This is a genomic window from Nocardioides aquaticus (assembly GCF_018459925.1).
Taxonomy (GTDB): Bacteria; Actinomycetota; Actinomycetes; order Propionibacteriales; family Nocardioidaceae; genus Nocardioides; species Nocardioides aquaticus.
Genome location: NZ_CP075371.1, coordinates 4362881 through 4386392, shown reverse-complemented (window position 1 = coordinate 4386392; position 23512 = coordinate 4362881). Strand labels below are relative to the sequence as shown.

The window sequence follows — 23512 nt, the reverse complement described above, 5'->3', positions numbered from 1 at the left end:
TGCGCGGACAGCGCAGACGGCACCGCGGCCGTGGTGGTCTCGCGGCCGAGAGCCTGGCGGGGTTCCGCCACGGAGGACCGAGGGGTGCCGCACTGTGAGATAGCAGGCTCTTCGGTCTGCTCACCTCACCCCCCGGAGGAACCCCCCATGCACAAGTCAAAGAAGGCCGCCGTCGCGGCCGTCGCCGGCGCCAGCCTCCTCGTCGGCGGTCTCGGCTCCCTCGCCTTCTGGCAGGACCCGGAGGAGTCTCCCGGCGGCACCATCACCTCGGGGTCCCTCGACCTGGTCCCGACGGACTGCGAGGCCTGGGAGGTCGACGGCGTCGTCCGGGACCTCGCGACGTTCCGGATCGTGCCGGGCGACGTGCTGACCCGCAGCTGTGACTTCACCGTCGACCTGGTCGGCGACAACCTGGAGACCGCGCTGGCCTTCGACGCGCCGGACCTGACGCAGAGCACGTTGGCCGACGAGCTCACCTTCGGGGCGCAGTACGCCGTGAACCCCCCGGCCACCGACCCCGTCTTCGAGCCGCTGCCGGCGGGTGACGCCACCCTCACCGACGACCTCGCTGACGGCGACGAGATCGAGGTGCAGTACCGCGTGGAGCTCCCGTTCGACGGCAACGAGACCGTGCCGGGTGTCGACAACGACAGCAACTCCGGGGAGGAGTTCAACCCCGGTCCGGAGCTGACCGCCGTGCTGACCGACCTCACGGTCACCCTCCGCCAGGTCTGAGCGACCCCTCCCGTGGCCCGTGCGTCCGCCCCCTCCGGGCGCCGCCGGTCGACCTCGCGTCGGCCGGTGGCGCTGGTGGTCAACGCCCTGAGCTGGGCGATGACGGCCGTGGTGCTCGCCGTCGTGGTGGGCGCGGTGCTGGTGCCGCGGGTCGCCGGCGCGGCGCCGTACACGGTGCTGACGGGGTCGATGACCCCGACGTACCCCCCGGGGTCGTTGGTGGTGGTCAGGCCGAGCGACGACATCACCGTCGGCGACGCGGTCACCTACCAGCTGGAGAGCGGCGAGCCGACGGTGGTCACCCACCGGGTCGTCGGGATCTCCTACGACGGCGAGGGCCAGCGGTCGTACACGCTGCAGGGCGACGCCAACGAGGAGCCGGACGCGGAACCGGTCCGGCCCGAGCAGGTCCGCGGCGAGGTCTGGTACTCGCTGCCGTGGGTGGGTCGCCTCGGGGTGCTCTTCACCCCCGGCCAGCACCAGCTGCTGGTCTACGCCGCCGCCGGCGGGTTCTTCGCGTACGCCGCGGCGCTGCTGTGGCAGGCCCGGCGCGACCGACGCCGGGAGAAGGCGCACCCGGCCGTCCGTCCCGCAGTCGAGGAGGAGTCACGTGCCTGACCACCGTGCCGAGCGCCAGCACCGCAGACGGCGGCTGGGTCGCGGCCCGCTCGTCCTGCTGAGCACCACGGCAGCGCTCGCGTCCGTGACCACCATCGGGACGTACGCCGCGTGGAACGACGCCGCGACGGTCACGGGCGCCACCATCAGCTCGGGCACGCTCGACCTCAAGGTGAACGGTGGCAGCGGGGACGTCGACAACATCCCCACCTGGACCCCGTTGCAGCTCACGAACATGGCCCCGGGGGAGAGCATCGCCTCCGTCCTGACCGTCAAGAACTCCGGCACCGTGCCGATCACGCTGACCGCCACCGCCACCGCCGCCGCGAACGACGCGAACGGCAACCAGCTGGTGGATGCCGCGCGGGTGAGGATCTTCCGGGGAGGGGCGGCCTCCCTGGAGGACCTCGTCTACCCCCGGGTGCAGACGTGCTCCGGCACCGACCAGGTCTTCGGAGGAGCGAACGGGGGACAGCTCGGGGCGACCGCGGCGCCGGTGGTGACAGGCGTTGCCCTGGCTCCCGCCGGCTCGACCACGTTCTGCGTCGAGGTCGCGCTGCCCAGCACCGTCACGGACGTCGCGGTCCAGGGGAAGACCTACCGCCCGACGCTGTCGCTGGTCGCGGGCCAGGCGCCGTGACGCTCCGGGACGTCGGCGTCCTGGGTGCGGCCCTCGCCCTCGCGGTGTCACTGTCCGCGCCGACCGCGTCGACGTGGGCGAGCTGGACGAAGACCTCCAGCGTCTCGGCGGTGTCCACGGCGTTGGCCGTCCGACCGATCACGCTCACGTGCTCGCCGGGGCCGGGGTCGACGGCGTCCACCGTGACCATCAGCTGGACCGGGCAGCAGGTCGGCGGGGTCTACCTCACCCCCACCGCCACGGTCGGCGGCACCGCGGTCGTCGTGAACGGGGCGAGCACCGCGACGCCGTCCATCACCCTCAGCTCCACGACCTACGCACCCGGTCTGCTCGGCAGCCGCGACTACGCGGTCCAGGTGACCGCGCGGGTCCCGAACACGGCGACGTGGTCCGCCACGGCGGCCCGCACGGTGCGGGCCAGCCGGTTGACCATCCTGTCCGACATCGGGTGCCGCCCCTGACGGTCGGTGGGTGGTCTGCGTGCACCAGGTGGGTGCAGATCACCCGTCGACGCGCCGTCAGCCGGCCTCGCGCTGCACCGTCAGCCGCGGCACCCCGCCCAGCCCGAGCCGGTAGCGCACGTGCGCGGCGTGGTGGGACAGCGCGTCCCAGAGCGCGGCGTGCGCCGACCACGGCAGCGGCTCGTCGCCGGTGTGCCAGGAGTCGCCGAAGGCGATCCAGACCGGGGTCCAGTCCGCGGCGAGGTCCCACGCCCCGCGCCGGGCCATCAGCATCCGGCGGCGCACCTGGAAGGCCATCCGGGGGCCGTCGTCGGCGATCGGGGCGGTCGCGACCGGCCACACCCACAGGTCGAGGGCCATCAGCTCCAGCTCGAGGTCGCGCAGCACCGCGGGGTCGACCAGCACGGTGGCGACGTTCTCGTGGGGCGGGCGCCTCATGGCGCGCACGCTACCCACGCCCTCCCACCCGACGGAAGGGTCCGGCCCGCGCCTGTGGACCGCGCTACCCGGCGGCGTCGACCGGCGGCGTCCGCTCGCCGAGGAGCCACGCCTCGAGGAACCCGGTCAGCTCGGTGCCGGTCTCCTCCTCCAGCCAGGCCCAGTAGTCCTCGCGGTCGGTGGCGACGTCGTCCCGCGCGGCCGGCCAGGCCCGCACCATGGACCAGAAGGCGTCCTCGCCGAGGTCGGCCCGCAGCTCGTGCCACATCAGCGCGGGCAGGTAGTAGATGTTCCCGTCGCCGAACGCGGCCGGGTCGAAGGAGGCGGGCGGGCCGGCGTACGCCCGGCTGGCGGCGTCGCCGGCGGCGATCTCGTCCATCTCCTCCTGGAGCGGGCGGCCGCCGTGCTCGGCCTCCCAGGCCAGCTGGAGGTACATCGTCATGCCCTCGTTCATCCACACCTCGCTCCAGTCGGCGGGCCCGACCTGGTTGCCGTACCAGTGGTGCGCGATCTCGTGCACCACCACCGGCTCCGAGGTCGTGTAGGCGTCGTTCCCCAGCGTGACCATGGTCTGGGTCTCCATGCCGCTGTCGCCGTCGACCACCACGAACCCGAGGGTGGAGAACGGGTACGGCCCCAGCCGCTCCTCCAGCCAGGTCAGCGCGTCCGGTGCGACCCGCAGGTTCGCCAGTCGGCGCGGTGCCAGGTCCGGCGGGGTCCAGTAGCTGATCGGGGTGCCGCCGGCGGAGACCTCCTCGGTCACCTCCAGCTCGCCGGTCGCCACCGTGACGAGGTACGACGCGGCGGGCTCCTCGAGGTGCCACTGCGTCCGGGTCGTGCCGGCCTCCTCCGTGCGGGAGACCAGCTCGCCGTTCGAGACGCCGACCCACGGCGAGGGCACCTCGACGGCCACGTCGTAGAACGCCTTGTCGGAGGGGTGGTCGTTGACGGCGTACCAGCTGTAGGCGCCGTAGGGCTCCTGCATCGTCCAGGTCTCCCCGGTCGGCGTGGTGTGCCACCCGGTGGTGGCGATGTCGTCGCGGGCGCTCGGGGCCGGGACCGGCTGAGGCGTGCCGGCGTAGTCCAGGGCCAGCTCGTGGCGCGCGTCGGCCTCGACCGGGGCGCCGACGACCAGGTCCTTGCCCTCCCGGGCGACGTCGACCGGCTCCCCGTCCAGGGTGGCGGCGGTGACCTCGAGCGGCTCGCCGAGGTCGAGGCGGAAGGACTCCGCGGTGGTGGTCGCGCGGAAGGTGAGGACCTCGGTCGCGGCGAGCTCGCGGGCGTCCGGGTCCCAGGCGAGGTCCAGGTCGTAGTGCAGCGCGTCGACGCCCGGGTCCCCGACGTCGGGGTACAGCGAGTCCTCCCGCGGGTCGCTGACCGCGGCGGCGTACGGGTCCTCGGCGGCGGCCGCTCCCGGCTGCGCGGCCGGCTCCGACGAGCACGCCGCCAGCGTCGGTGCCGCCAGCGCCAGTGCCGCCAGGAGGGCGGCCGGGGCCGTGCGCCTCACAGGTCCGCCTGCAGCAGCGGCCGGGCGAGCCGGCGGCCGTGGTGCACCTGGGCCTTGACCGTGCCCAGCGGGAGCCCGAGGGCCTCCGCGATCTCGGCGTAGGTCAGGCCGTAGACGTCACGCAGGACCAGCGGCTCGACGACCTGCGGGTGCCCGGCCCCGATGGCCTCCATCGCCTCGAGCAGGTCCAGCCGGGTGCCGGCGATGACGCTGGTGGTGCGCGGGTCGGGTCGCTCGAGGCGGCCGCCCTCGGCGGGGTCGACGGCCACCGCCTGGCGCTTGAGGCGGCGGTACGTGCTCCGGGCGCTGTTGAGAGCCACGACGTGCAGCCACGTCGTGAACCGTCCGCGTCCGTGCCACGACCCGACCTTGGTCGCGACCGAGAGCATCGCCTCCTGGCAGGCGTCCTCGGCGTCGGGGCCGTGCGGGAGGACCCCGCGGCAGACCGCGAGGATCCGGGGCCGGACGACGCCGAGCAGGTCCTCGAGGGCGACGGGGTCGCCGGCCGCCGCGGCCCGGGCCAGCGCGTCGACCCGGTCCGGCTCGCGGGTCCCGTCGCTCTCACGGGTCCCGTCGGGCTCGCAGGGGTCGGGGGTCATCTGGGGGGTCCTCGTGGTCATCGGGCCTGGCCTGTCCGGTCGCACCATCATGCCTGTCCGCCCCGCGGGCGGGGCCTGTGCTGGTGGGACGCAGCCACGGCCCGAACGGTTGCCGCCTGGGCGTGCGCACCCCATGATGCGCAGGTGACCATGCCCTCCCGCCTCGGTCGCTACGCCGTACGCCGCCGGATCGGCGCCGGCGGGTTCGCCACCGTGTGGCTGGCCTACGACGAGCAGCTGGACAGCCCGGTGGCGGTCAAGGTGCTGGCCGACAACTGGGCCTCCGACCCGCAGGTGCGCACCCGCTTCGTCGAGGAGGGCCGATACCTGCGCCGGGTCGAGTCGCCGCACGTCGTGACCGTCTACGACGCCGGCGAGCTGGAGGACGGCCGGCCGTACCTGGTGATGTCCTACGCCGACCAGGGCACGTTGGCCGACCGGGTCGACCTCGGCGGGCTCGGTCCGGACGCCGCGCTGCAGGTGGTCCGGGAGGTCGGCGAGGGCCTCGCCGCCCTGCACGCACGCGGCATCGTGCACCGCGACGTCAAGCCGGCCAACGTGCTGTTCCGCGCCGTCGACGGCCGGCTGCGGGCGATGGTCGGCGACCTCGGCCTGGGCCGGGCCGTGGACGCCTCGTCCCGGCTGACCATGGTCGCCGGCTCCCCGTCGTACGTCGCGCCGGAGCAGGCCCGTGGCGGGGAGCGGCCGGACGCCCGCGCCGACCAGTACTCCCTGGCCGTCGTCACCCACCTGCTGCTCTCGGGGCGCCCGCCCTTCGACCACGAGAGCCTCGGGGCGGCCGCCGACCCCGCGCCCGTGCCGGCGCTGGGCTGGACCGGCCGGAGCCTGCCGCCGGCGGCCGACGGGGTGGTCCGGCGGGCCCTGAGCCCGGACCGGGAGGAGCGGTACGCCGACGTCCCGTCCTACGTGGCGGCCCTCGCCGAGGCCCTCGCCCCGGCGCTGCGACCCGAGGACGCCGCAGGCCGGCTCCCGGTCGACCCCTCGCTGACCGTGCCCGCGGCGCGACCGTCCCTGGTCGGCGCGACCGGACGGACCGACCCCGCCGTGAGCGCGTCGGCCGCGCCGGCCGGCTGGTCGCGGCGCCGGTCGCCGGTCGTGGTCGCCGCCGCCCTGGCGGCGCTGGTGGGCGGCCTGGTCGGGGGCTGGGGCCTCCACGACGCGCTGGCACCCGAGGAGGTCGGGGTCGCCGACGCCACCGGCTCGTTGTCCGTCACCGTCCCCGCAGCCTGGCGGGCCTCCGTGGTGGACGACGGCTGGGAGCCGCCCGTGGCGGACGCGAGCGGCGACTACCCCGCGCTCACCGCCGGGACGGGCGAGGGCTGGCAGGACTCCGGCGAGGGCGTGTTCGTGGCGCTGCTTCCCGGCACGGAGCTGCCCGACCCGCTCCCGCAGCACCCGGAGTGCGAGACCGGGCGCGCGCCGTACTCCGACACCCTCGAGGACGGCGCGGCGACCACGGTCGTCTCGACCGGCTGCCCCGGCGGGGTGCGCGTCGAGCGGGTCGTGCAGGTGACGACCGGGGAGCTGCTGTGGGTGCAGGTCCGCAGCGCCGACCAGGCCACCGCGATGCGGGTGCTGGACAGCGTGGAGACCGTCGGTCTGTAGCCGGGCCGCCCTCAGCCCACCGGCCGCAGGCTGGCCGCGACCTGGTCGAGCAGGTCGTCGAGGCCGGGCAGGTCGCGCTCGCGCCCGAAGACCGACACCTCGACCACGGCCTCGGTCGAGCTGGGACGGGTGAACCAGCGGAAGGTGTTGAAGCGCCGCCAGTTCTCCGGCAGCGACCGGTAGCTGACCGCGAGGGTGTCCGGCGAGCTGCCGCGGACGGTCACGTCGGGGTAGCCGGCCTCGAGGGCGGCGAGCTTCTGCTCGACCATCTGGGCCGGGGCCACCCGCTCGCTGACCAGCTTGACCCGCATCCCGTAGCCGTTCTCGACGCCGTCGGGCGGCACCAGCTTGGTCTCACCGGCCCCGATGTCGGTGGCGACCCAGCCGGCCGGCGCCTCGTAGGTCCAGCCGAAAGGGCGCGTGCCCAGTCGTCGGTCGCGGTAGTCGAGGTCGACGGCCAGCGCCGGCGGCCCGCCGTCGGCGGCGTACGGCTCCTCGGTCGTCACCGGGACCGACGGCGAGCTCGCCGCCAGGGGGCTCGCGGGCCCGGCGGCGGCGTCGGACCGGGCGTCCAGGCCGGCCAGGACCCAGCCCCCGCCGAGCCCCAGGAGGGCCGGCACGACCACCAACCCGACGACACGACCCCGCACGGGCGTCACGGTAGCGTCCCGTCCGCTCCCTGGCCCGGTGCCGTGTGACGACCGTCCGTCTCCTACGTTGGCGCCCGTGCCCAGCCTGCTGATCCGCGACGCCCACCTGGTGCCGCTCGAGCCCGCACCCGCCGCCGCGCCCGCCGCCCCGGGTCCCGCCGGCGGGGGACCCGTCGACGTGCTCGTCGAGGACGGACGCGTCACCGAGGTGGGCCCGCGCCTGCGCCGCCCCGACGGGGTCGAGGAGGTGGCTGCCGAGGGCCGCTGGCTGATGCCGGGGCTGTGGGACCAGCACACCCACCTCGGCCAGTGGACGCTGAACCGGGAGCGGCTCGACCTCTCCGAGGCCCGCTCGCCCGAGGACTGCCTGCGGCTGCTGGCCGACGTCCTCGGTGAGGACGACGGCGACGCCCCGGTCGTCGGCTTCGGGCACCGCCCGGGCGGCTGGTACCGCCGCGCCAGCACCGTCGAGCTCGACGAGGTGGTCGGCGACCGCGTGGTGGTGCTGATCGCGGGCGACGCCCACCACGCGTGGGTCAGCTCGGCCGGGATGCGGGCCCTGGGCATCGAGTGGCGCGACGGCGTGGTCGCCGAGAACGACTGGTTCCCGGCGTACGCCCGCCTCGACGAGCTGGTCGGCAGCGAGGGCACCTCCCCGGCGGCGTACCGGCGCTCGCTCGAGGCCGCCGCCTCGCTGGGCGTGGTCGGGGTCGTCGACTTCGAGTTCTCCGGCGGCGCGGAGGAGTGGTGCGCGCGCTGGGAGGCCGGGTGCGACCTGCTCCGGGTCCGGATGGCGACCTACGCCGACGGCCTGGACGCCGTGATCGGCGCCGGGCTGCGCACCGGCGACCCGCTGGGCCGCGACCCGCTGCTGACGATGGGGCCGCTGAAGATCATCAGCGACGGCTCCCTGAACACGCGGACGGCGTGGTGCTGCGAGCCGTACGCCGACGCGGAGCGGGTGCAGCACGCCCACGGCGCCCCCAACCAGAGCGGCGCCGAGCTGGTCGCGCTGCTGACCCGGGCCCGGGACCACGGGCTGGAGGTCTCCACCCACGCCATCGGCGACGCCGCGGTCACCGGGGCGCTGGACGCCTACGAGATCAGCCGCGCGCGCGGCTCGATCGAGCACGCTCAGCTGGTCCTGCGCGACGACGTGAGCCGGATCGCCCGGCTGGGGCTGCGCGCGAGCGTCCAGCCGGCGCACCTCCTCGACGACCGCGACCTGACCGAGCTGGTCTGGCCGGGCCAGGCCGAGCGCTGCTTCGCCTTCCGGTGGATGCTCGACGCCGGCGCCCGCCTCGTCCTCGGCTCGGACGCCCCCGTCTCGCCGCTTGACCCCTGGCTGGCGATGGGCGCGGCCGTGCACCGCTCGGCCGACCTGCGTGAGCCGTGGCACCCCGAGCAGGCCCTGACCACGCTGGAGGCGCTGGCCGCCAGCACCGACGGCCAGGGCACCGTGGCCGTCGGCTCCCGCGGCGACCTCGCCCTGCTCGACGCCGACCCGCTGGAGTTCGAGCCGGACTCCGCGGCCTCGAACGGGCACCTGCGGGGCACGAGCGTCGCGCTGACCGTGGTCGACGGGCGGGTCACCCACCGCGCGCTCTGAGCCTGGGACCGGCAGGGTCGGAGGTCCTCCGGACGGGCGGCCGACGGGCCCTCGTGGTGGCCGGCGGGCCGTCCTAGGTTGAGCGGGCGCCGGCACCCCGGTGCCCGTCCCAGGAGGCACCGTGAACCGTCCGCCCCTCGTCGCCGTGGCGCTGCTGTGCGCCTCCGGCCTCGCCGCCGCGCTCGTCGCGCCCGCGCAGGCCGCGCCGGCAGCCCTCCCCGCGGCCGCCGTGCCGCGCTCACCCGGTGTCGCGCCCGAGGACGGTGCCCGGGCCGGCGCCGCCCGCGACACCGCCCGGCGCGCCGCGCGGGGCCTGGCAGGACTCGGCGCGCGGGACGCGCTGGTGGCCGTCGACACGGTGCTCGAGGCGCAGGGCCGCAGCCACGTACGTTTCCAGCGGACCCACGCGGGGCTGGAGGTGGTCGGCGGCGACGTGGTCGTCCACCAGGGCGGGGCGGACGGCGACTCGCTGACCGGCCCGACCACCCGCCTCCGGGTCGCGACCAGGCCGACCGTGACGGCAGCGAGCGCGGTCCGTACGGCCCGGGCCCGGCTCGACCTGCAGGACGAGTCCGCGCGCCGGGACCTCGTCGTGCTCGCCGTCGGCGACCCGCCCCGCCTGGCCTGGCGGGTCGAGGTGCGCGGGGCGCGCGCCGACGGGTCGCCGGTGGGCGAGCTGGTCTTCGTCGCGGCACGCGGGTCCGGCGGGGTCCTCGACCGGTGGCCCTCGGTGCTGGCCGAGACCGGCACCGGCCAGGGGCACTACGTCGGCACCGTCCCGGTCGAGTCCACCCTGGGCTCGCAGGGCGTCTACTCCATGGTCGACCCGACCCGGGGTGCCGGCCGCACCTACGACGCCTCCCTGGGCCGCCGGGGCGTCAACCCGCTCGTGACGGACACCGACAACCTCTGGGGCGACGGCACGCTGGCGGACCCGCAGACCACCGCCGTGGACGCCCACCACGGCGCCGCGGCCACCTGGGACTTCTACGAGGACGGCTTCGGCCGGATCGGCATCGGCGACGACGGCGTCGGCGCCAGCTCCCTGGTCCACGCGGGCCGGTTCGCCAACGCCTTCTGGGACGACTACTGCTTCTGCATGACCTACGGCGACGGCCGGGGCGGGCTGGGCCCGCTGACCTCGTACGACATCGTCGGCCACGAGATGACCCACGGCGTCACGAGCGCGACCGCCGGCCTGGTCTACCGCGGCGAGCCCGGCGGGCTCAACGAGGCCACCAGCGACATCCTCGGCACGATGGTGGAGTTCTCGGCCGACAGCGCCACCGACCCCGGCGACTACGTGCTGGGCGGCGAGGTCTTCACGCGCTACGACCCCGCCACCCGCTACATCCGGCGGATGGACGACCCGCACGCCGACGGGCTGAGCCTGTCCTGCTACTCCCGGAGGGTCGCGAGGGTCGACGTCCACTACTCCTCGGGCCCGGCGAACCACTTCTTCTACCTGCTGGCCGAGGGCAGCGGCGCGAAGGAGATCAACGGGATCGCGCACGACAGCCCGACCTGCGACGGCTCCGCGGTGAGCGGGATCGGGCGGGAGCAGGCGACGGCGATCTGGTACCGCGCGCTGACGATCTACATGACCCCGCGCACCGACTACCGTGCCGCGCGCGGCGCCACCGTCCAGGCCGCCAAGGACCTGTACGGCCCCGGGTCGGTGCCGGTCGTCGCCGTCAGGTCGGCGTGGTCGGCGGTCCGGGTGGGCTGACCCGGCGGGTCATCCGACCAGGTCGGCGATCGCGGCGGCCACGGCCTCCTGCTCGACGGCGAACGGGTGGAAGGCCAGGGCGCGCTCCGGGTCGGTCTGGATGCCGTTGACCCAGGGGTCCTCCGAGCAGACGTCGTGGCCCCGGCTCATCCCGAGCACGTCGATCACCTCGGCGTCGGCCGCCCGGGCGCCGGCCATCACCGCGCGCGACAGCGCGGCGTTGACCTCGCGGACGTACGGGTAGTCGCCGGCGGCGAGGGCGCCGGCCTCGCAGGTGCCCTCGGCGGGCAGCAGCTGCGGGTAGTCGACGACCACGATCTCGGCCTTCGGCGCGCGCTGGCGGATCCCGGTGACGATGGCCTCGACCAGCCCGTCCACGCGGGCCACGGCGGGGAGCAGGTCGTCCGGCCCGCCCTTCAGCTGCTCGGTGCACGGCGCCCCGTCGGGGTCCTGGGCCGCCAGTGGCAGGCACTGCTGGAACAGGGTGGTGAACAGCTCGACGTCGTTGCCGCCGATGCCGACCGTGACCAGGTCGGTCCCGCGGCCGAGCGCCTCGAACTGGGCCGGCTGCGCGCCGGACCCGGTCTGCTGCACCCCGATCATCGAGCTCGTCGTGGCGCCCACGCAGCTCACGTCGGTGAGCTCGTAGCCCAGCTCGGCGGCGAGGAGGTGGGGGTAGTTGCCGTCCGAGCGCAGGCAGCCGTCGGCGGTGTCCGTGGACGGCACGAGGGGGGCGGCGGTGTAGGAGTCACCGAGCGCGACGTACTGCTCCCCGTTGGGGGCGGCCGTCGTCGGGGCGGACGTCGTCGGGGCGTCCGGGGAGCCCTCCGACGAGGGCGACGACGGCGTGGCGGCGGAGGACGGGTCGGCGGCGCCGGCGGTGTCGCTCCCGGCGCCGCCGGAGCAGGCGCCCAGCAGCAGCGTCAGGGCGGCGACACCGGCCACGAGCCCGGGCAGGGGGGAACGTCCTGCCGGACGGGGGAGCTTCGGCATGCCGCCAACCTACGGGAGCGCTCCCAGGGCGATCACGAGACGCAGCACCGTGGCGGGGTCCTCGAGGTCCTCGCCGTAGAGCTCGCGCAGCTGCTGCAGGCGGTAGCGGACGGTCTGCGGGTGCACGAAGAGGTCGGCGGCGACGTCCTCGCGGCGGCCCTGGTGGAGCAGCCAGGACCGCAGGGTCGCGGTCAGCTTCTCCACCGCTGCCGGCTTGAGGTCGGCCAGGGGGGCCAGGGCGCGGGCCCGGAGGTCGGCCAGCGCCTCGGGGTCGGCGGTGAGCACCAGCTGCTCGAGGTGCTCCTCGGTGTCCCCGCCCAGGCCCAGGGCGTGCGCCCGGCGGGCGCGGTCGACCGAGCGTCGCACGTCGGTCCAGGGGCGGGCGGGGCCGGCGACGACGCCGCGGTCCGCGACCCGGCCCAGGGTGGTGGACCGGGCCGAGCCGTGGCAGTCGGGCACCAGCAGCACGGCCGCGTCGTCGAGGCCGGCGACGTCGGTCACCGCCAGGGTGCCGGGGGGCAGGGCGGAGAGGACCGGGCGTACCTGGGGCGACGGGACCACCAGCGCGGTCAGCGTGCTCGGCGGCGCCCAGCCGGCCTCCTCGGCGGCCAGCGTGACGGTCTCGGCGGGGGCCTCGTCGAGCAGGTGGCGCGCCAGCCGCTCCCGCAGCTGCTCGCGCGCCCGGCCGGCGGTGGCGAGCTCGTCGTCGTGGCCGGCGACGCTGCTGGCCGAGAGCTCGTCGATGTAGGCGAAGACCAGCTCGGCGAAGGAGGCCGTCTGGGCGGCGTCCAGCCCGCTGGCCACCGCGACGCCGGACATCTCGCGCCAGGAGACCCGCGCCCCGATCCGGTACGCCGAGAGCAGCGCCGCGGTGCTGCGGCCGCTCCGGGCCTCCCCGCGGCCCAGGGCGTACGCCCCCTCGACCGCCGGCGCGGTCGGGGTGCGGGGGTCGCTGCCACGCCGTCCCGAGGCCAGGGACAGGAACCCGCCGAGCGCCATCTGCACCGCCGTACGGATGGTGCTGCCCATCCGTCCGCCGAGGTCGTCCTCGTAACCGGGGATCTCGGCGATGATGGCGGCGACGACGTCGTCGGCGACGCTCGGCAGGTGCGCCCGGATCGCCTCGGCGGACTCCGCCGGCAGCAGCACGCCCTGACTCACCCGCTCCCGTGGACCGACGGTCGCCATGGATCCTCCTTTTCGTCTCGAGTGAACAAAGAGTACTGCCCGAATCACGTCCTGGGCACAGGAAGTTGTGCCGCGGGTCGAGCAGACTAGAGGCATGAGCTCCTTCTCCTCCCTGCGCATCGGCCCGTCCTCGGGACGAGGGCGCGGCGCGGCCGGTCTGAGGGCCGCCGTGGGCTCGCGCGTGCGCCGCGTGGCCGAGGCTGCGGTGACACCGTTGGAGCTCGACGACGTGCTGGACGTCTTCAGCCCGCTGCGCGCCGGCGGCCCGCTGCGCGGCCGGATCGTGGCCGTCCACCCCGAGACCCGCGACGCCGCGACGATCGAGATCAAGCCCGGCGCCGACTGGGCCGGGCACGTGCCCGGCCAGTACGTCCGGATCGGCATCGACGTCGACGGGGTGCGCCACTGGCGCGCCTACTCGCTGACCCACGGTCCTCGAGCCGACGGCCACGTCTCGATCACCGTCAAGGCGGTGCCCGACGGCCACGTCAGCACCCACCTCGTCCACGGCGCCCGCCCGGGCACCCTGGTCCACCTCGAGCAGGCCGCCGGTGAGTTCGTGCTGCCGCCCGAGTCGCGCAAGCTGCTCTTCGTCACCGCCGGCTCCGGGATCACCCCGGTGATCGGGATGCTGCGCAACCTGTTCCCGTCCACCGACGAGGGCGTGCTGCTGCCCCCGCGCGGCGCGGACCGCGACATCGTGGTCGTGCACGTCGCGCCCAGCCAGCCCGACTCGATCTTCCACGACGACCTGGTCGCGCTGGACGCGGCCGGCGCGATCCGCCTGGTCGCCCGCTACGACGACGAGCACGGCGTGCTCGACGTGGGCACGATCGGAGACCACGTCCCCGACCTGGCCGAGCGTCGCACGTTCGCCTGTGGGCCCTCCGGGATGCTCGACGCCCTCGACGCCCACCACCAGGAGCACGGCCTCGAGCTCTTCGTCGAGCAGTTCCGCACCTCGCGGGTCGAGCCCGGTGAGGGCGGCACCGTCACCTTCTCCACCTCGGCCACCGACGTCGAGATCGACGGCGCCACACCGATCCTCGACGCCGCCGAGGCGGCGGGGCTGCTGATGCCCAGCGGCTGCCGGATGGGCATCTGCATGGGCTGCGTCCTGCCGATGCGTGAGGGGTCGGTGCGCGACCTGCGCAACGGCGCCATCACCACCGCCGTCCCCGGCGAGACCGACCCGCGCGGCGTGCTCGTGCAGACCTGCGTCAACGCGCCCGCCGGCGCCTGCTCGATCGACCACTGACCTACCGACCCACCCCGACCTGACCCACCCGACCACCGTCACCACGGAGGCACCCATGACCGTCATGACCAAGAAGCCCGAGAACCCCACCGCGCACCTCACCGAGGCCGACGTCGAGCAGATCGGCGTCGAGCTCGACGCGATCCGCCAGAGCATCATCGACGACCGCGGCGCGTCCGACGCGGCGTACATCCGTCGGATGGTCGACGTGCAGCGCAAGCTCGAGCTCGGCAGCCGCGCGGTGCTGCTGGCCAGCGCGTTCCCGCCGGCCTGGGTCGCGGGCACGATCGGCCTGAGCATCGCCAAGATCCTCGAGAACATGGAGATCGGGCACAACGTCATGCACGGCCAGTGGGACTGGATGCGCGACCCGAAGATCCACTCCAGCACCTGGGAGTGGGACAACGCCTCCACCGCCGAGGGCTGGAAGCACTCCCACAACGAGGTCCACCACACGTACACGAACATCGTGGGCAAGGACAACGACCTCGGCTACGGCATCATGCGCGTCGACGAGGACCAGCGCTGGATCCCGATGTACCTCGCGCAGCCGCTGTGGAACGCGATCAACGCCTGCTTCTTCGAGTACGGCATCGCGGCCTACGACCTCGAGCTGGGCAAGAACCTCTCCATCCCGAAGGAGAAGCGCAGCGAGGAGTTCAAGCGCCGCGCCCGCAACACGCTCACCAAGATCCGCAAGCAGGCCACCAAGGACTACGTCGTCAACCCGGCGCTCGCGCTGCCCTTCGGCGGGTTCCTCCCGGCCCTGGCCGCGAACTTCACCGCCAACGTGGTCCGCAACGTGTGGTCCCACTCGGTGATCATGTGCGGCCACTTCCCCGAGGGCGTCGAGACCTTCGAGCGCAAGGCGATCCCGGACAACGAGACCCGCGGCCAGTGGTACGTCCGCCAGATGCTCGGCTCGGCCAACATCTCCGGCTCCAAGGCGATGCACCTGATGACCGGCAACCTGTCGCACCAGATCGAGCACCACCTGTTCCCGGACCTGCCGTCGAACCGGTACGCCGAGATCGCCCCCCAGGTGAAGGCGCTCTTCGACAAGTACGAGCTGCGCTACCACGAGGCCCCGCTTCCCCAGCAGGTCGGCAGCGCCTGGCACAAGGTCGTCCGGCTCTCGCTGCCCAACGGCTTCATGACCACCACGACGCCGAAGAACCTGCCGAGCCAGATGAAGCTCCTCTACGGCATGGCCACCGGCGGTCCCAAGGTCCGCCGCGCCGCCCAGGCCCGCCTGGAGCAGCAGGCCCGCCGGATCAAGGCCGCCAAGGCCGCCTGACCGGCCCGCCCCCACCGGGGCACCCGCGCAACGTCGTACGGCGCGCACCGCAGCTGCGGTGCGCGCCGTACGACGTCCGGGTCGGCTCAGCCCAGGAACCGCACGTCCAGCGGGCTCTCGGCCACGTCGGCGAGGTCGGCGGCGTCGTCGACGTCCAGCGCGCCGCCGGACAGGTGCACCCGGAACGCGCGGCCGTCGGGGCGCTCGCTGACCGCCTCGACGAGGGCGCCGTCGCGGAACAGCAGGCCGACCCCGTCCTCGGCGGCGAAGCCGCTGGGGAGGGCCCCGGAGCCGACCATGTCGAGGTACGCCGGACGCCGGTCGGCCTCGCCGTCGTAGTGCGGGCACGCCGACCCGGGCAGGAACCCCAGCCCGTCGTCGAGCGCGCTCAGCGGGCCGTGCGAGTCGGTGACCGACGCGTCGAACCAGCAGTTCATCCCTGCGCTGATCCCGGACAGCACGACGCCGTCGGCCAGCGCCGCAGCCATCGCCTCGTCCAGCCCGTGCAGGCGCCAGAGCGCCAGCAGGTTCAGCGTGCTGCCACCGCCGACGAACACCGCGTCCTGGTCCAGCAGCGTCGCGGCGAGGTCGGAGCCGTCACGCCAGAACAGCGGCACGACGGTCGTCTCCGCGCGGTCGGCGAAGGCGGCCTCGAACTTCTCGACGTAGCCGTCGGCGTCACCGCTCGCCGTCCCGACGAACGCCACCCGCGGCCGGTCGCCGTGGCCGCGCCGCTCGGCGCGTGGCCGGGCGAGGTCGAGCAGGAGGTCGTCCAGGAGCGGGCTCTCGCCCACGGAGAAGCCGCCACCCCCGAGCGCGAGGATGGTGCCGGCCGGTCGTGACGGGCGGCCCGAGTCAGCGGTCGTCATGCCGCGATGGTGTCACCCCGGCGTCACGGCTGTCCGCAAGCGTCACCTCGAGGCGCCGCGAGCGTCATCTCGGCTGTCCGCGAGGGTCATCTCGGCGGGCCGAGGCGGGTCTCGACCAGCTCCTGGAGCGCGAGCCGGGCGTCGCAGCCGCACCGGACCTCGCGGCCGAGCGGCAGGTGCAGGTCCTCGCTGCCGCCGCGCGGGGCGTGGTGGACGCGCAGCGTGATCCCGCCGCGGTCGACGAGCACCGGTCGGACGACGGCCGCGGGGTCGAGGTCGGGCCGCACGCTGCGGGCCAGCGCCGCGGCCAGGCCGGGGTGGTCCCGGTCGAGGTGCGCGGTCCACCCGGCCTCCCAGCCGGCCAGGGGGTCCGGGGCGGCGGCGGCGTAGGCGGCGGCGTCCACCCCCTGCCAGCCCTCCTGCTCCGGTCCGACCCGCCAGTCGATCGCGACCCGTTGCGGCACCAGTCGCAGGACGGGCCGGCCCGGGCCGGCGCCGAGGTGGTCGGTCACCTCCGGGGCCAGGGGGCCGGCGGCCAGCGTGAGCGCCCCGGTCAGCCGGACCCGGCCACGCACCCGGTCGGGCTGCGGGACGCCGGCGACGTCGGTCAGGCTGGCCGTGAGCACCGGTCCGGGGAACCGGCCGGCGAGGGCCAGCGGCGAGCCCGGCTCGCCGGACCCGGTGGGGGGCGCGCAGAGGAGCAGCGAGCCGTCGGCGTCGGCGAGGTGCCGCTCGACCGGGACGGTCATCGACAGCACCCCGACCTCGAGCGCGGTGGCGGTGACCACGACGGCGCGGGCACGCTCGGCGTACGACGGCGACATGGGACCTCCCCGATCGATCAGAACGACTTAGGTAAGCCTAACCTCAATCGGACCGGGTCGCCAGGGGGTCAGGGCGCCCCGCGCGGCTCCTCGACGTCGTCCTGCCGCTCGGAGAGCTCGTCGACCTCGAGCAGGTCGGTGCGCACCCGGCCGCCGCGCACCGCGGCCCGTCCGATCATGTGGCTGGCGACCGGGGCCGTCACCAGCTGGAACAGCACCACCAGGCCGAGCAGCGCCACGACCGACGGGTCGCGCAGCCGCAGCCCGACGCCGACGGTGATCAGGATCAGCCCGAGCACCTGCGGCTTGGCCGCCGAGTGCATCCGGGTCAGCACGTCGGGGAAGCGCAGCAGGCCGATCGCCGCGACCAGGCTGAACAGCGCGCCGAGGACGAACAGCACCCCGGCCACCCCGTCGGCCACGCCCGCCCAGCTCACAGCAGCCCCCCACCGGTCGGGCGGCCGAACGTGCCGTCGTCCGCGCGGTCCGACGAGGCCTGCTCGTCGCCGGCGGGGTCCTCGTCGAGGCGCGGCTCGTCGACGTCGTCGCTGCCGGGGAAGAACCGGGCGATGGAGACCGAGCCGACGAAGCCGAGCAGGGTGAGCACGAGCAGGATCGGCACGGCGTCGGCGTCGCGGTCCGCGGCCACGTCGAGCGCGATCCCGGCCAGCAGCACCGCGGCCAGGACGTCGAAGGAGATGGCGCGGTCGAGCATGGTCGGACCCAGCGTCATCCGCAGGACGACCAGCACCGCGGAGATCCCGAGGATCGCCCCGGCGACGAGGATGGCGATGGTCACGAGGCCGGCTCCTTCCGGGCGAAGGCCCGCAGGACCCGCTGCTCCTGGGCGAGGGCAGCGGCCCGCGACTCCTCGACGGCGGCGGGGTCGGGGGCGTCGAGGACGTGCAGGAAGAGGGTGTGGGTCGAGCGCCGGGTCTCGATCACGACGGCCCCGGGGACCAGGGAGACCAGCTCGGCCACGACGGTCAGGACGAGGTCGGAGGAGGTGGCCAGGTCGACCTGGACGATCGCGCTGCGCGGGTGGCCGGGACGCAGCGTGGTCACCGAGACGCGCACGCTGGCCACCACCACGTCGACCAGGAACCTTCCCAGCAGCACGAGCAGCGGCCACGGCCGGACGACGCCGTCGGCGCGCAGCCGTGGCAGCGGGAAGACCACGCAGACCGCCACGCCGACCAGGGCGCCGGACAGCAGGATCTTGGGGCTCGCGCTGCCCCACAGCGCGCACCAGACCAGGGTCAGCCAGAGCACCACGGGCCACTGGAGCAGGCGGAGACGGCTCATCGGGCGTCCTCCCCGAGCACGGCGGAGAGGTACGGCTGGCGGTCCGCGAGGTCGGCGGCGGCCCGGTCGGTGTAGGCGTAGAACGGGCCCCCGACCAGGCTGAGGGCCAGGCTCACCGCGACCAGGGCGGCGGCCGGGGCGGTCATCAGCAGCGGCAGCCGGCGGGGCAGCGCGTCCTCCAGCAGCAGCTGGTGCAGGTCGCGGTCCGGGTCGTCGTCGGCGCGCAGCGAGCGCGCGGCCTCGAGGTCGCGGGGCCCGAAGGTCACCGGTCCCATGTGCACGTGGTCGCCGTGCCTCTCGGCCGGGGTGCCGCTGTCGGGGTCGATCATCGACGTCGTCATGTCGTGGGCCTGCTCGGGGCTGCGCCAGAAGGCGAGCGCCCACGTCTTGGCCACGGCGTACAGCGTGAGCAGGCTGGTCACGACGCCGGCGGCCACCAGCACCAGCGCCAGCGGCGAGCCGTCGGCCAGGCCGGCCTGCAGCAGCCCGGTCTTGCCGAGGAACCCCGACATCGGCGGGATGCCGGCGAGGTTCATCGCGGGGATGAAGAAGAGCACCGCGATCAGGGGTGAGAGCCGCGCCAGCCCGCCCAGGCGCAGCAGCGAGGTGCTCCCCGCCCGGGTCTCGATGAGTCCCACCACCAGGAACAGCGCGGTCTGGATGGTGATGTGGTGGGCGACGTAGAAGATCGCGCCGGACAGCCCCGCGGTGCTGGCCAGGGCGATCCCGAAGATCATGTAGCCGATGTGGCTGACCAGGGTGAAGGACAGCATCCGCTTGATGTCGGACTGCGCGATCGCGCCCAGCGCCCCGATCACCATCGTCAGCAGCGCGGCCACCAGCAGCAGCACCGTGAGGTCGCTGTCGGGGAAGATGAGCGTCTGCGTCCGCAGGATCGCGTAGACGCCGACCTTGGTGAGCAGGCCGGCGAAGACGGCGGTGACCGGCGCCGGGGCCGTGGGGTAGCTGTCCGGCAGCCAGAGCGACAGCGGGAAGACGGCGGCCTTGATCGAGAAGGTGACCAGCAGCAGCAGCTGCAGGACCAGCGAGACGCCGTCGGGCACCTCGCCGACACGCAGGGCGACCTGGGCCATGTTGAGGGTGCCGACCGCGGAGTAGACCGCGGCGATCGAGATCAGGAACAGCATCGAGCTGACCAGGTTGACCACGACGTAGATCGTGCCGGCGCGGACCCGCGCGGTGGTCCCACCCAGGGTCAGCAGGACGTAGCTGGCGAAGAGCAGCATCTCGAAGCTGACGAACAGGTTGAACAGGTCGCCGGAGAGGAAGGCGTTGGAGACGCCGGCCACCAGCACGAGGAAGGTGGGGTGGTAGATCGAGACGGGTGCCTCGCGGTCGTCGTCGGTGATCCCCTGGCCGATCGAGTAGACGAGGACGGCGAGGGTGACGACGGAGGAGACCAGCAGCATCAGCGCCGCGAGCCGGTCGGCGACCAGGGAGATGCCCAGCGTCGAGGACCAGCCGCCGAGGGTCAGCACCTGCGGTCCCTCGCGGTCCACCACCACCAGCAGGATCGCCGCGATCGCCACCACCGCGGCCAGCACGGAGGTGCTGACCCACCGCTGCAGGGTCGGGCGCCCCGAGAGCATCAGCGCCGCGCCGGCCCCGAGCAGCGAGAGCAGGACGGGCAGGGGCAGCAGGGCGGTCACGCCGAGGCCGGTCATCCGCGGTCCTCCTCGGGTCCGGTGGTCGTGTGGTCGCCGTGCTGGTCGCGGTCGTCGAGGTCGTAGCCCTGCGAGGTCTCGTCGGCGTCGGCGAGCCGGCGGATGGAGGCGTCCTCGACGTCGTCCTGGACCTCGTCGTGACCGTGCAGCTGCCAGCTGCGGTGGGCCATCGCCAGCAGGAACGCGGTGGTGCCCAGGGTGATCACGATCGCGGTCAGCACGAGGGCCTGGGGCAGCGGGTCGGCCATCGCGGCGGTCGGGGCGCTGCCGTAGATCGGCGGCTCCCCGGGCTCACCGGCCGAGACCATGAAGCCGAGGTTGACACCGTTGCTGAGCAGGACCAGGCCCACCAGCACCCGGGTCAGGCTCCGCTCGAGCATCAGGAAGACACCGGTGCCGACCAGGACGCCGCAGGTCGCGACGAGGACGAGGCTGACGTTCATCGCGGCGCCGCCCCCTCGCGGCCGGCCTCGGCCTGGCGGTCGACGCTCTCGCCGCGGTCGCGGGCCTGCTCCTCGCGCAGGATGTGGCGGTCCAGGCGCGAGCCGAAGGTGCGCAGCACGTCGAGGGCCAGCCCGACGACCACCAGGAACACGCCGATGTCGAAGCCGACCGAGCTCACCAGGTGGATCTCGCCGAGGAGCGGCGGGTAGAGGTAGACGTCGTAGGTGCGCTGGGCCTCGCCGCTGACCAGCAGCGGGCCGAGGCTGGCCAGGGCGGCCACGAACAGGCCCGTCCCGATCAGCACGCCGGCGTCGACGGGGGCGGCCTCGTCGAGCTCGTACCGGCCGCCGGCCAGGTAGCGGACCATCAGGGCCAGCCCGGCGACCATGCCGGCCGCGAACCCGCCGCCCGGCAGGTTGTGCCCGGCCAGCAGGAGGTAGAGCGCGAAGACCATGACGGTGTGGAAGACCAGGCGCGTGACGACCTCGAAGACGATCGAGCGGCGCTCGGGGCTGAGCGTGCGGGGCCCCGGCAGCCAGGCACGGCGCCCGCTCTGCGAGGAGAGCTTCTTGACGTCGCGCGGGTACGGGATGTCGCGCACGCGCCGGATGCCGGAGGTGCGGCTGTCGATGAAGATCAGGCTGGCCACGCCTGTCGCCGCGGCGACGAGGACCGCGATCTCGCCCATCGTGTCCCAGGCCCGGATGTCGACCAGGGTGATGTTGACGACGTTCTTGCCGTAGCCGAAGTCGTACGCCGCGTCGGGGAACGCCTCCGAGATCGGGCGCGCGGTGCGGGCGTTGGCCGAGACCAGCAGGAACCCGGAGACGGCCGTGCCGACGGCCACGCCGAGGGCCGCGCGCCACCAGCGCCGCACGCTCAGCGGGCGGTCGCTGAAGAACGGGGGCAGCCGGCGCAGCACCAGCACGAAGACGACCAGGCTGACGGTCTCGACCAGCACCTGCGTCAGGGCCACGTCCGGTGCGCCGTGCAGCAGGAAGATCAGGCCCGCGCCGTACCCGGTGACCCCGGCGAGCGCGACCGCGCGCAGCCGGCGCCGCGACCGCGCGGCGGCGACCGCGGCCAGCACCGTCACCAGCGCGACGGCGCCCTGGGCGGGGGAGTCCCACAGGCGGACCCCCAGCGGACCGCCCTCCGTGCCGCCGGTGAGCACCGCGACCGTGGCCGCGCCGGGCAGCGCCAGCACGACCAGCAGGATCACCGCGAGGTACGTCGGCACCGAGCCTCGCTGGAAGAGGCCGGTGGCCTCGACCGAGAAGCGGTCCACCCGGCGCAGGACCACGCGGTACGCCGCGTCGGCGGTGAAGCGGGTGCCGACCCGGGCGGCGAGCCGGCAGTACTGGTGCTGCAGCCGGAACAGCAGCAGGCCGAGCAGCAGGGCGGCCGCCGACAGCGCGAGCGGCAGCTCGAGGCCGTGCCACAGGGCGAGGTACTCGTCCTCCTCGCCGGCGGGCAGGAGGTCGGCGTACCCGTCGAGGACGTCGGTCAGCAGGCCGCCGGCGAAGCCGAGCACGACGGTGAGGCCGGCCAGGACCACCGGGGCGAGCGCGAAGGGGGCCGGCACCGGGGTGACGCGGGTGGCCGCGACGCCGGGCTTCGCGGCGAAGGCGCCCCACCAGAAGCGCAACGTGTAGGCGGCGGTCAGCGCCGAGCCGAGGACCAGCCCGACCAGCACGGCCCACCCGGCGGCCGGCGGCAGGTCGCCCCGGGTGCCGTCGAGGATCTCGAGCAGGGCGGCCCAGACGGTCTCCTTGCCGACGAAGCCGAGCAGGGGCGGCACCCCGGCCATCGACGCGCCGGCGACCGCGGCGGCGACCGCGACCACCGGCATCCGGCGCCCGACCCCGGACAGCTCGCGCAGGTCGCGGGTGCCGGTCTGGTGGTCGACGATCCCGACGACGAGGAACAGCGTGGCCTTGAACAGGGCGTGGGCCAGCAGCATCGCGAGACCGGCCAGGGCCGCGGTCCGCGTGCCGATCCCCACCAGCACCATCAGGAAGCCCAGCTGGCTGACCGTCCCGTAGGCCAGCAGCAGCTTGAGGTCCAGCTGGCGCAGGGCCCGGGCGCCGCCCAGCAGCATCGTCGCCGTGCCGAGGCCGAGCACCACGGGGTGCCAGCCGGGGGTGCCGGCGAACGCGGGGGCCAGCAGGGCGACCAGGTAGACGCCGGCCTTGACCATGGACGCGGCGTGCAGGTAGGCGCTGACCGGGGTCGGCGCGGCCATCGCCGCGGGCAGCCAGAAGTGGAACGGCACCTGGGCGGACTTGGTCAGCGCGCCGAGCAGGATCAGCAGCAGCGCCACCGTGGTCGCGGTGCCGACGGGCGGGTCGGCCAGGATCTCGCTGATCCGGAAGGTGCCGGCCTGCTGGCCGAGCACCAGCATCCCGACCAGCATCGCCAGCCCGCCGAGCGTGGTCACCAGCAGCGCCTGCATGGCGGCCAGTCGCCCGGTGCGGTCGGTGGGCTTGAAGCCGATCAGCAGGTAGGAGAAGACCGTGGTCAGCTCCCAGAAGACGTAGAGCAGGAGCAGGTCGTCGGCCAGGACCACGCCGAGCATGGTGCCGACGAAGGCGGTGAAGGCCAGCCCGAAGCCGGCCAGGGACTCGGGCGGGGTGCCCTCGAAGTACCAGGTGCAGTAGGCCATCACCAGCACGCCGACGCCCGCGACCACGAGCACCATCACCCACTGCAGCAGGCCCATCCGCAGCGCGAGGTCGAGCCCGAGCGCCGGCACCCACGGGGTCACCGACACGGCAGCGCCGCCACCGGTCACGGTCCCGGCCCAGGTCAGCGCCCAGACGAAGGTCGCCGCGGGGACCAGGGCCAGCACCAGGAACGCCCAGCGCCCCACGCGGCGGACCAGCGCGGGGGCGACGCACGCCGCGAGGGCGTGGGCGAGGACGACAGTGAGCACACTCGGCCTCTCGACGGGCGGGGGAGGTCAGGGGGCAGCGAGCCCGGCTCGCGTCCCCACTCTAGTGGAGCGGGTGTCTCCGTCCGGGTCGGGCGGACGTGC

At 74.6% G+C, this 23512-nt stretch carries 23 protein-coding genes; 9 read left to right on the top strand and 14 right to left on the bottom strand.

Annotated features, from left to right (window positions below):
- The first annotated feature begins 147 nt into the window (after nucleotides 1-147).
- The 4 genes from ENKNEFLB_RS21330 to ENKNEFLB_RS21315 all read left to right on the top strand — a co-directional run bounded on the left by ENKNEFLB_RS21330 (nucleotide 148) and on the right by ENKNEFLB_RS21315 (nucleotide 2454).
- Nucleotides 148-735: an alternate-type signal peptide domain-containing protein gene (locus ENKNEFLB_RS21330; protein ID WP_214057181.1), complete on the top strand. Its 588-nt coding sequence runs from the start codon at nucleotides 148-150 to the stop codon at nucleotides 733-735.
- 66 nt (nucleotides 736-801) lie between these two features.
- Nucleotides 802-1353: a signal peptidase I gene (locus ENKNEFLB_RS21325; RefSeq protein ID WP_246535719.1), complete on the top strand. Its 552-nt coding sequence runs from the start codon at nucleotides 802-804 to the stop codon at nucleotides 1351-1353.
- Nucleotides 1346-1993: a TasA family protein gene (locus tag ENKNEFLB_RS21320; protein WP_214057180.1), complete on the top strand. Its 648-nt coding sequence runs from the start codon at nucleotides 1346-1348 to the stop codon at nucleotides 1991-1993. Before ENKNEFLB_RS21325 ends, ENKNEFLB_RS21320 begins: the two co-directional genes overlap by 8 nt.
- Complete coding sequence (locus ENKNEFLB_RS21315; RefSeq protein WP_214057179.1) at nucleotides 1990-2454, top strand: hypothetical protein; 465 nt, start codon at nucleotides 1990-1992, stop codon at nucleotides 2452-2454. Before ENKNEFLB_RS21320 ends, ENKNEFLB_RS21315 begins: the two co-directional genes overlap by 4 nt.
- A gap of 57 nt (nucleotides 2455-2511) precedes the next feature.
- Here the strand turns inward: ENKNEFLB_RS21315 and ENKNEFLB_RS21310 are convergent, their stop codons facing one another.
- The 3 genes from ENKNEFLB_RS21310 to ENKNEFLB_RS21300 form a co-directional block, all read right to left on the bottom strand.
- On the bottom strand, nucleotides 2512-2892 hold the full coding sequence (locus ENKNEFLB_RS21310; RefSeq protein ID WP_214057178.1) for a hypothetical protein: 381 nt from the start codon (nucleotides 2890-2892) through the stop codon (nucleotides 2512-2514).
- Nucleotides 2893-2956: 64 nt separating this feature from the next.
- Nucleotides 2957-4399, bottom strand: coding sequence for a M1 family metallopeptidase (locus ENKNEFLB_RS21305; RefSeq protein ID WP_214057177.1), 1443 nt, complete (start codon nucleotides 4397-4399; stop codon nucleotides 2957-2959).
- Nucleotides 4396-4998 carry an RNA polymerase sigma factor gene (locus ENKNEFLB_RS21300; RefSeq protein WP_214057176.1) on the bottom strand — a complete coding sequence of 201 codons (603 nt, stop codon included), beginning with the start codon at nucleotides 4996-4998 and terminating at the stop codon, nucleotides 4396-4398. Before ENKNEFLB_RS21300 ends, ENKNEFLB_RS21305 begins: the two co-directional genes overlap by 4 nt.
- 150 nt (nucleotides 4999-5148) lie before the next feature.
- Here ENKNEFLB_RS21300 and ENKNEFLB_RS21295 point away from each other — a divergent pair, with 150 nt between their 5' ends.
- Nucleotides 5149-6624, top strand: coding sequence for a serine/threonine-protein kinase (locus ENKNEFLB_RS21295; RefSeq protein ID WP_246536056.1), 1476 nt, complete (start codon nucleotides 5149-5151; stop codon nucleotides 6622-6624).
- A gap of 11 nt (nucleotides 6625-6635) precedes the next feature.
- Here the strand turns inward: ENKNEFLB_RS21295 and ENKNEFLB_RS21290 are convergent, their stop codons facing one another.
- Nucleotides 6636-7274 carry a hypothetical protein gene (locus ENKNEFLB_RS21290; RefSeq protein ID WP_214057174.1) on the bottom strand — a complete coding sequence of 213 codons (639 nt, stop codon included), beginning with the start codon at nucleotides 7272-7274 and terminating at the stop codon, nucleotides 6636-6638.
- 76 nt (nucleotides 7275-7350) lie between these two features.
- Between ENKNEFLB_RS21290 and ENKNEFLB_RS21285 the strand changes: the two genes are divergently transcribed.
- On the top strand, nucleotides 7351-8883 hold the full coding sequence (locus ENKNEFLB_RS21285) for an amidohydrolase (protein ID WP_214057173.1): 1533 nt from the start codon (nucleotides 7351-7353) through the stop codon (nucleotides 8881-8883).
- Nucleotides 8884-9004: 121 nt separating this feature from the next.
- Nucleotides 9005-10612, top strand: a complete 1608-nt coding sequence (locus ENKNEFLB_RS21280) for a M4 family metallopeptidase (protein WP_214057172.1) — start codon at nucleotides 9005-9007, stop codon at nucleotides 10610-10612.
- Between the two features lie 9 nt (nucleotides 10613-10621).
- Here ENKNEFLB_RS21280 and ENKNEFLB_RS21275 read toward each other — a convergent pair whose 3' ends face one another.
- Together ENKNEFLB_RS21275 and ENKNEFLB_RS21270 are read right to left on the bottom strand one after the other, a co-directional pair.
- Nucleotides 10622-11605 (bottom strand): SGNH/GDSL hydrolase family protein, encoded by a 984-nt coding sequence (locus ENKNEFLB_RS21275; protein ID WP_214057171.1) that lies wholly within the window; start codon nucleotides 11603-11605, stop codon nucleotides 10622-10624.
- 9 nt (nucleotides 11606-11614) lie between these two features.
- The gene (locus tag ENKNEFLB_RS21270) at nucleotides 11615-12793 is read right to left on the bottom strand and encodes a PucR family transcriptional regulator (protein ID WP_214057170.1); all 1179 of its coding nucleotides are present in this window, start codon (nucleotides 12791-12793) and stop codon (nucleotides 11615-11617) included.
- 94 nt (nucleotides 12794-12887) lie between these two features.
- Here ENKNEFLB_RS21270 and ENKNEFLB_RS21265 point away from each other — a divergent pair, with 94 nt between their 5' ends.
- Together ENKNEFLB_RS21265 and ENKNEFLB_RS21260 are read left to right on the top strand one after the other, a co-directional pair.
- Entirely contained in the window at nucleotides 12888-14051 is a 1164-nt protein-coding gene (locus tag ENKNEFLB_RS21265) for a ferredoxin reductase (RefSeq protein WP_214057169.1), read from the top strand.
- A 55-nt stretch (nucleotides 14052-14106) separates the two neighbouring features.
- Entirely contained in the window at nucleotides 14107-15348 is a 1242-nt protein-coding gene (locus tag ENKNEFLB_RS21260; protein ID WP_214057168.1) for a fatty acid desaturase family protein, read from the top strand.
- Between the two features lie 86 nt (nucleotides 15349-15434).
- Here the strand turns inward: ENKNEFLB_RS21260 and ENKNEFLB_RS21255 are convergent, their stop codons facing one another.
- From ENKNEFLB_RS21255 to ENKNEFLB_RS21220, 8 genes are all read right to left on the bottom strand, one after another.
- Nucleotides 15435-16217, bottom strand: coding sequence for a Type 1 glutamine amidotransferase-like domain-containing protein (locus tag ENKNEFLB_RS21255; RefSeq protein ID WP_214057167.1), 783 nt, complete (start codon nucleotides 16215-16217; stop codon nucleotides 15435-15437).
- Nucleotides 16218-16303: 86 nt separating this feature from the next.
- Entirely contained in the window at nucleotides 16304-17041 is a 738-nt protein-coding gene (locus ENKNEFLB_RS21250) for a hypothetical protein (protein WP_214057166.1), read from the bottom strand.
- Nucleotides 17042-17109: 68 nt separating this feature from the next.
- A complete protein-coding gene (mnhG, locus tag ENKNEFLB_RS21245; RefSeq protein ID WP_214057165.1) occupies nucleotides 17110-17478 on the bottom strand; it encodes a monovalent cation/H(+) antiporter subunit G in 369 nt (122 codons plus the stop codon).
- Entirely contained in the window at nucleotides 17475-17840 is a 366-nt protein-coding gene (locus ENKNEFLB_RS21240; protein WP_214057164.1) for an MrpF/PhaF family protein, read from the bottom strand. Before ENKNEFLB_RS21240 ends, mnhG begins: the two co-directional genes overlap by 4 nt.
- Nucleotides 17837-18346, bottom strand: a complete 510-nt coding sequence (locus tag ENKNEFLB_RS21235) for a Na+/H+ antiporter subunit E (protein WP_214057163.1) — start codon at nucleotides 18344-18346, stop codon at nucleotides 17837-17839. The genes ENKNEFLB_RS21240 and ENKNEFLB_RS21235 overlap by 4 nt, the downstream gene beginning before the upstream one ends.
- Nucleotides 18343-20031, bottom strand: coding sequence for a Na+/H+ antiporter subunit D (locus tag ENKNEFLB_RS21230; RefSeq protein WP_246535718.1), 1689 nt, complete (start codon nucleotides 20029-20031; stop codon nucleotides 18343-18345). Before ENKNEFLB_RS21230 ends, ENKNEFLB_RS21235 begins: the two co-directional genes overlap by 4 nt.
- Nucleotides 20028-20474 (bottom strand): Na(+)/H(+) antiporter subunit C, encoded by a 447-nt coding sequence (locus tag ENKNEFLB_RS21225; RefSeq protein ID WP_214057162.1) that lies wholly within the window; start codon nucleotides 20472-20474, stop codon nucleotides 20028-20030. Before ENKNEFLB_RS21225 ends, ENKNEFLB_RS21230 begins: the two co-directional genes overlap by 4 nt.
- The gene (locus ENKNEFLB_RS21220; RefSeq protein WP_214057161.1) at nucleotides 20471-23410 is read right to left on the bottom strand and encodes a Na+/H+ antiporter subunit A; all 2940 of its coding nucleotides are present in this window, start codon (nucleotides 23408-23410) and stop codon (nucleotides 20471-20473) included. The genes ENKNEFLB_RS21225 and ENKNEFLB_RS21220 overlap by 4 nt, the downstream gene beginning before the upstream one ends.
- Nucleotides 23411-23512: the final 102 nt, after the last annotated feature.

Bases quoted from the DNA above. Each gene is read 5' to 3' on its own strand.
- ENKNEFLB_RS21300 (WP_214057176.1), bottom strand. From the start codon at position 4,998: ATGACCCCCGACCCCTGCGAGCCCGACGGGACCCGTGAGAGCGACGGG.
- ENKNEFLB_RS21270 (WP_214057170.1), bottom strand. From the start codon at position 12,793: ATGGCGACCGTCGGTCCACGGGAGCGGGTGAGTCAGGGCGTGCTGCTG.
- ENKNEFLB_RS21255 (WP_214057167.1), bottom strand. From the start codon at position 16,217: ATGACGACCGCTGACTCGGGCCGCCCGTCACGACCGGCCGGCACCATC.
- ENKNEFLB_RS21275 (WP_214057171.1), bottom strand. From the start codon at position 11,605: ATGCCGAAGCTCCCCCGTCCGGCAGGACGTTCCCCCCTGCCCGGGCTC.
- ENKNEFLB_RS21330 (WP_214057181.1), top strand. From the start codon at position 148: ATGCACAAGTCAAAGAAGGCCGCCGTCGCGGCCGTCGCCGGCGCCAGC.
- ENKNEFLB_RS21225 (WP_214057162.1), bottom strand. From the start codon at position 20,474: ATGAACGTCAGCCTCGTCCTCGTCGCGACCTGCGGCGTCCTGGTCGGC.
- ENKNEFLB_RS21310 (WP_214057178.1), bottom strand. From the start codon at position 2,892: ATGAGGCGCCCGCCCCACGAGAACGTCGCCACCGTGCTGGTCGACCCC.
- ENKNEFLB_RS21235 (WP_214057163.1), bottom strand. From the start codon at position 18,346: ATGAGCCGTCTCCGCCTGCTCCAGTGGCCCGTGGTGCTCTGGCTGACC.
- ENKNEFLB_RS21260 (WP_214057168.1), top strand. From the start codon at position 14,107: ATGACCGTCATGACCAAGAAGCCCGAGAACCCCACCGCGCACCTCACC.
- ENKNEFLB_RS21295 (WP_246536056.1), top strand. From the start codon at position 5,149: ATGCCCTCCCGCCTCGGTCGCTACGCCGTACGCCGCCGGATCGGCGCC.
- ENKNEFLB_RS21265 (WP_214057169.1), top strand. From the start codon at position 12,888: ATGAGCTCCTTCTCCTCCCTGCGCATCGGCCCGTCCTCGGGACGAGGG.
- ENKNEFLB_RS21230 (WP_246535718.1), bottom strand. From the start codon at position 20,031: ATGACCGGCCTCGGCGTGACCGCCCTGCTGCCCCTGCCCGTCCTGCTC.
- ENKNEFLB_RS21250 (WP_214057166.1), bottom strand. From the start codon at position 17,041: ATGTCGCCGTCGTACGCCGAGCGTGCCCGCGCCGTCGTGGTCACCGCC.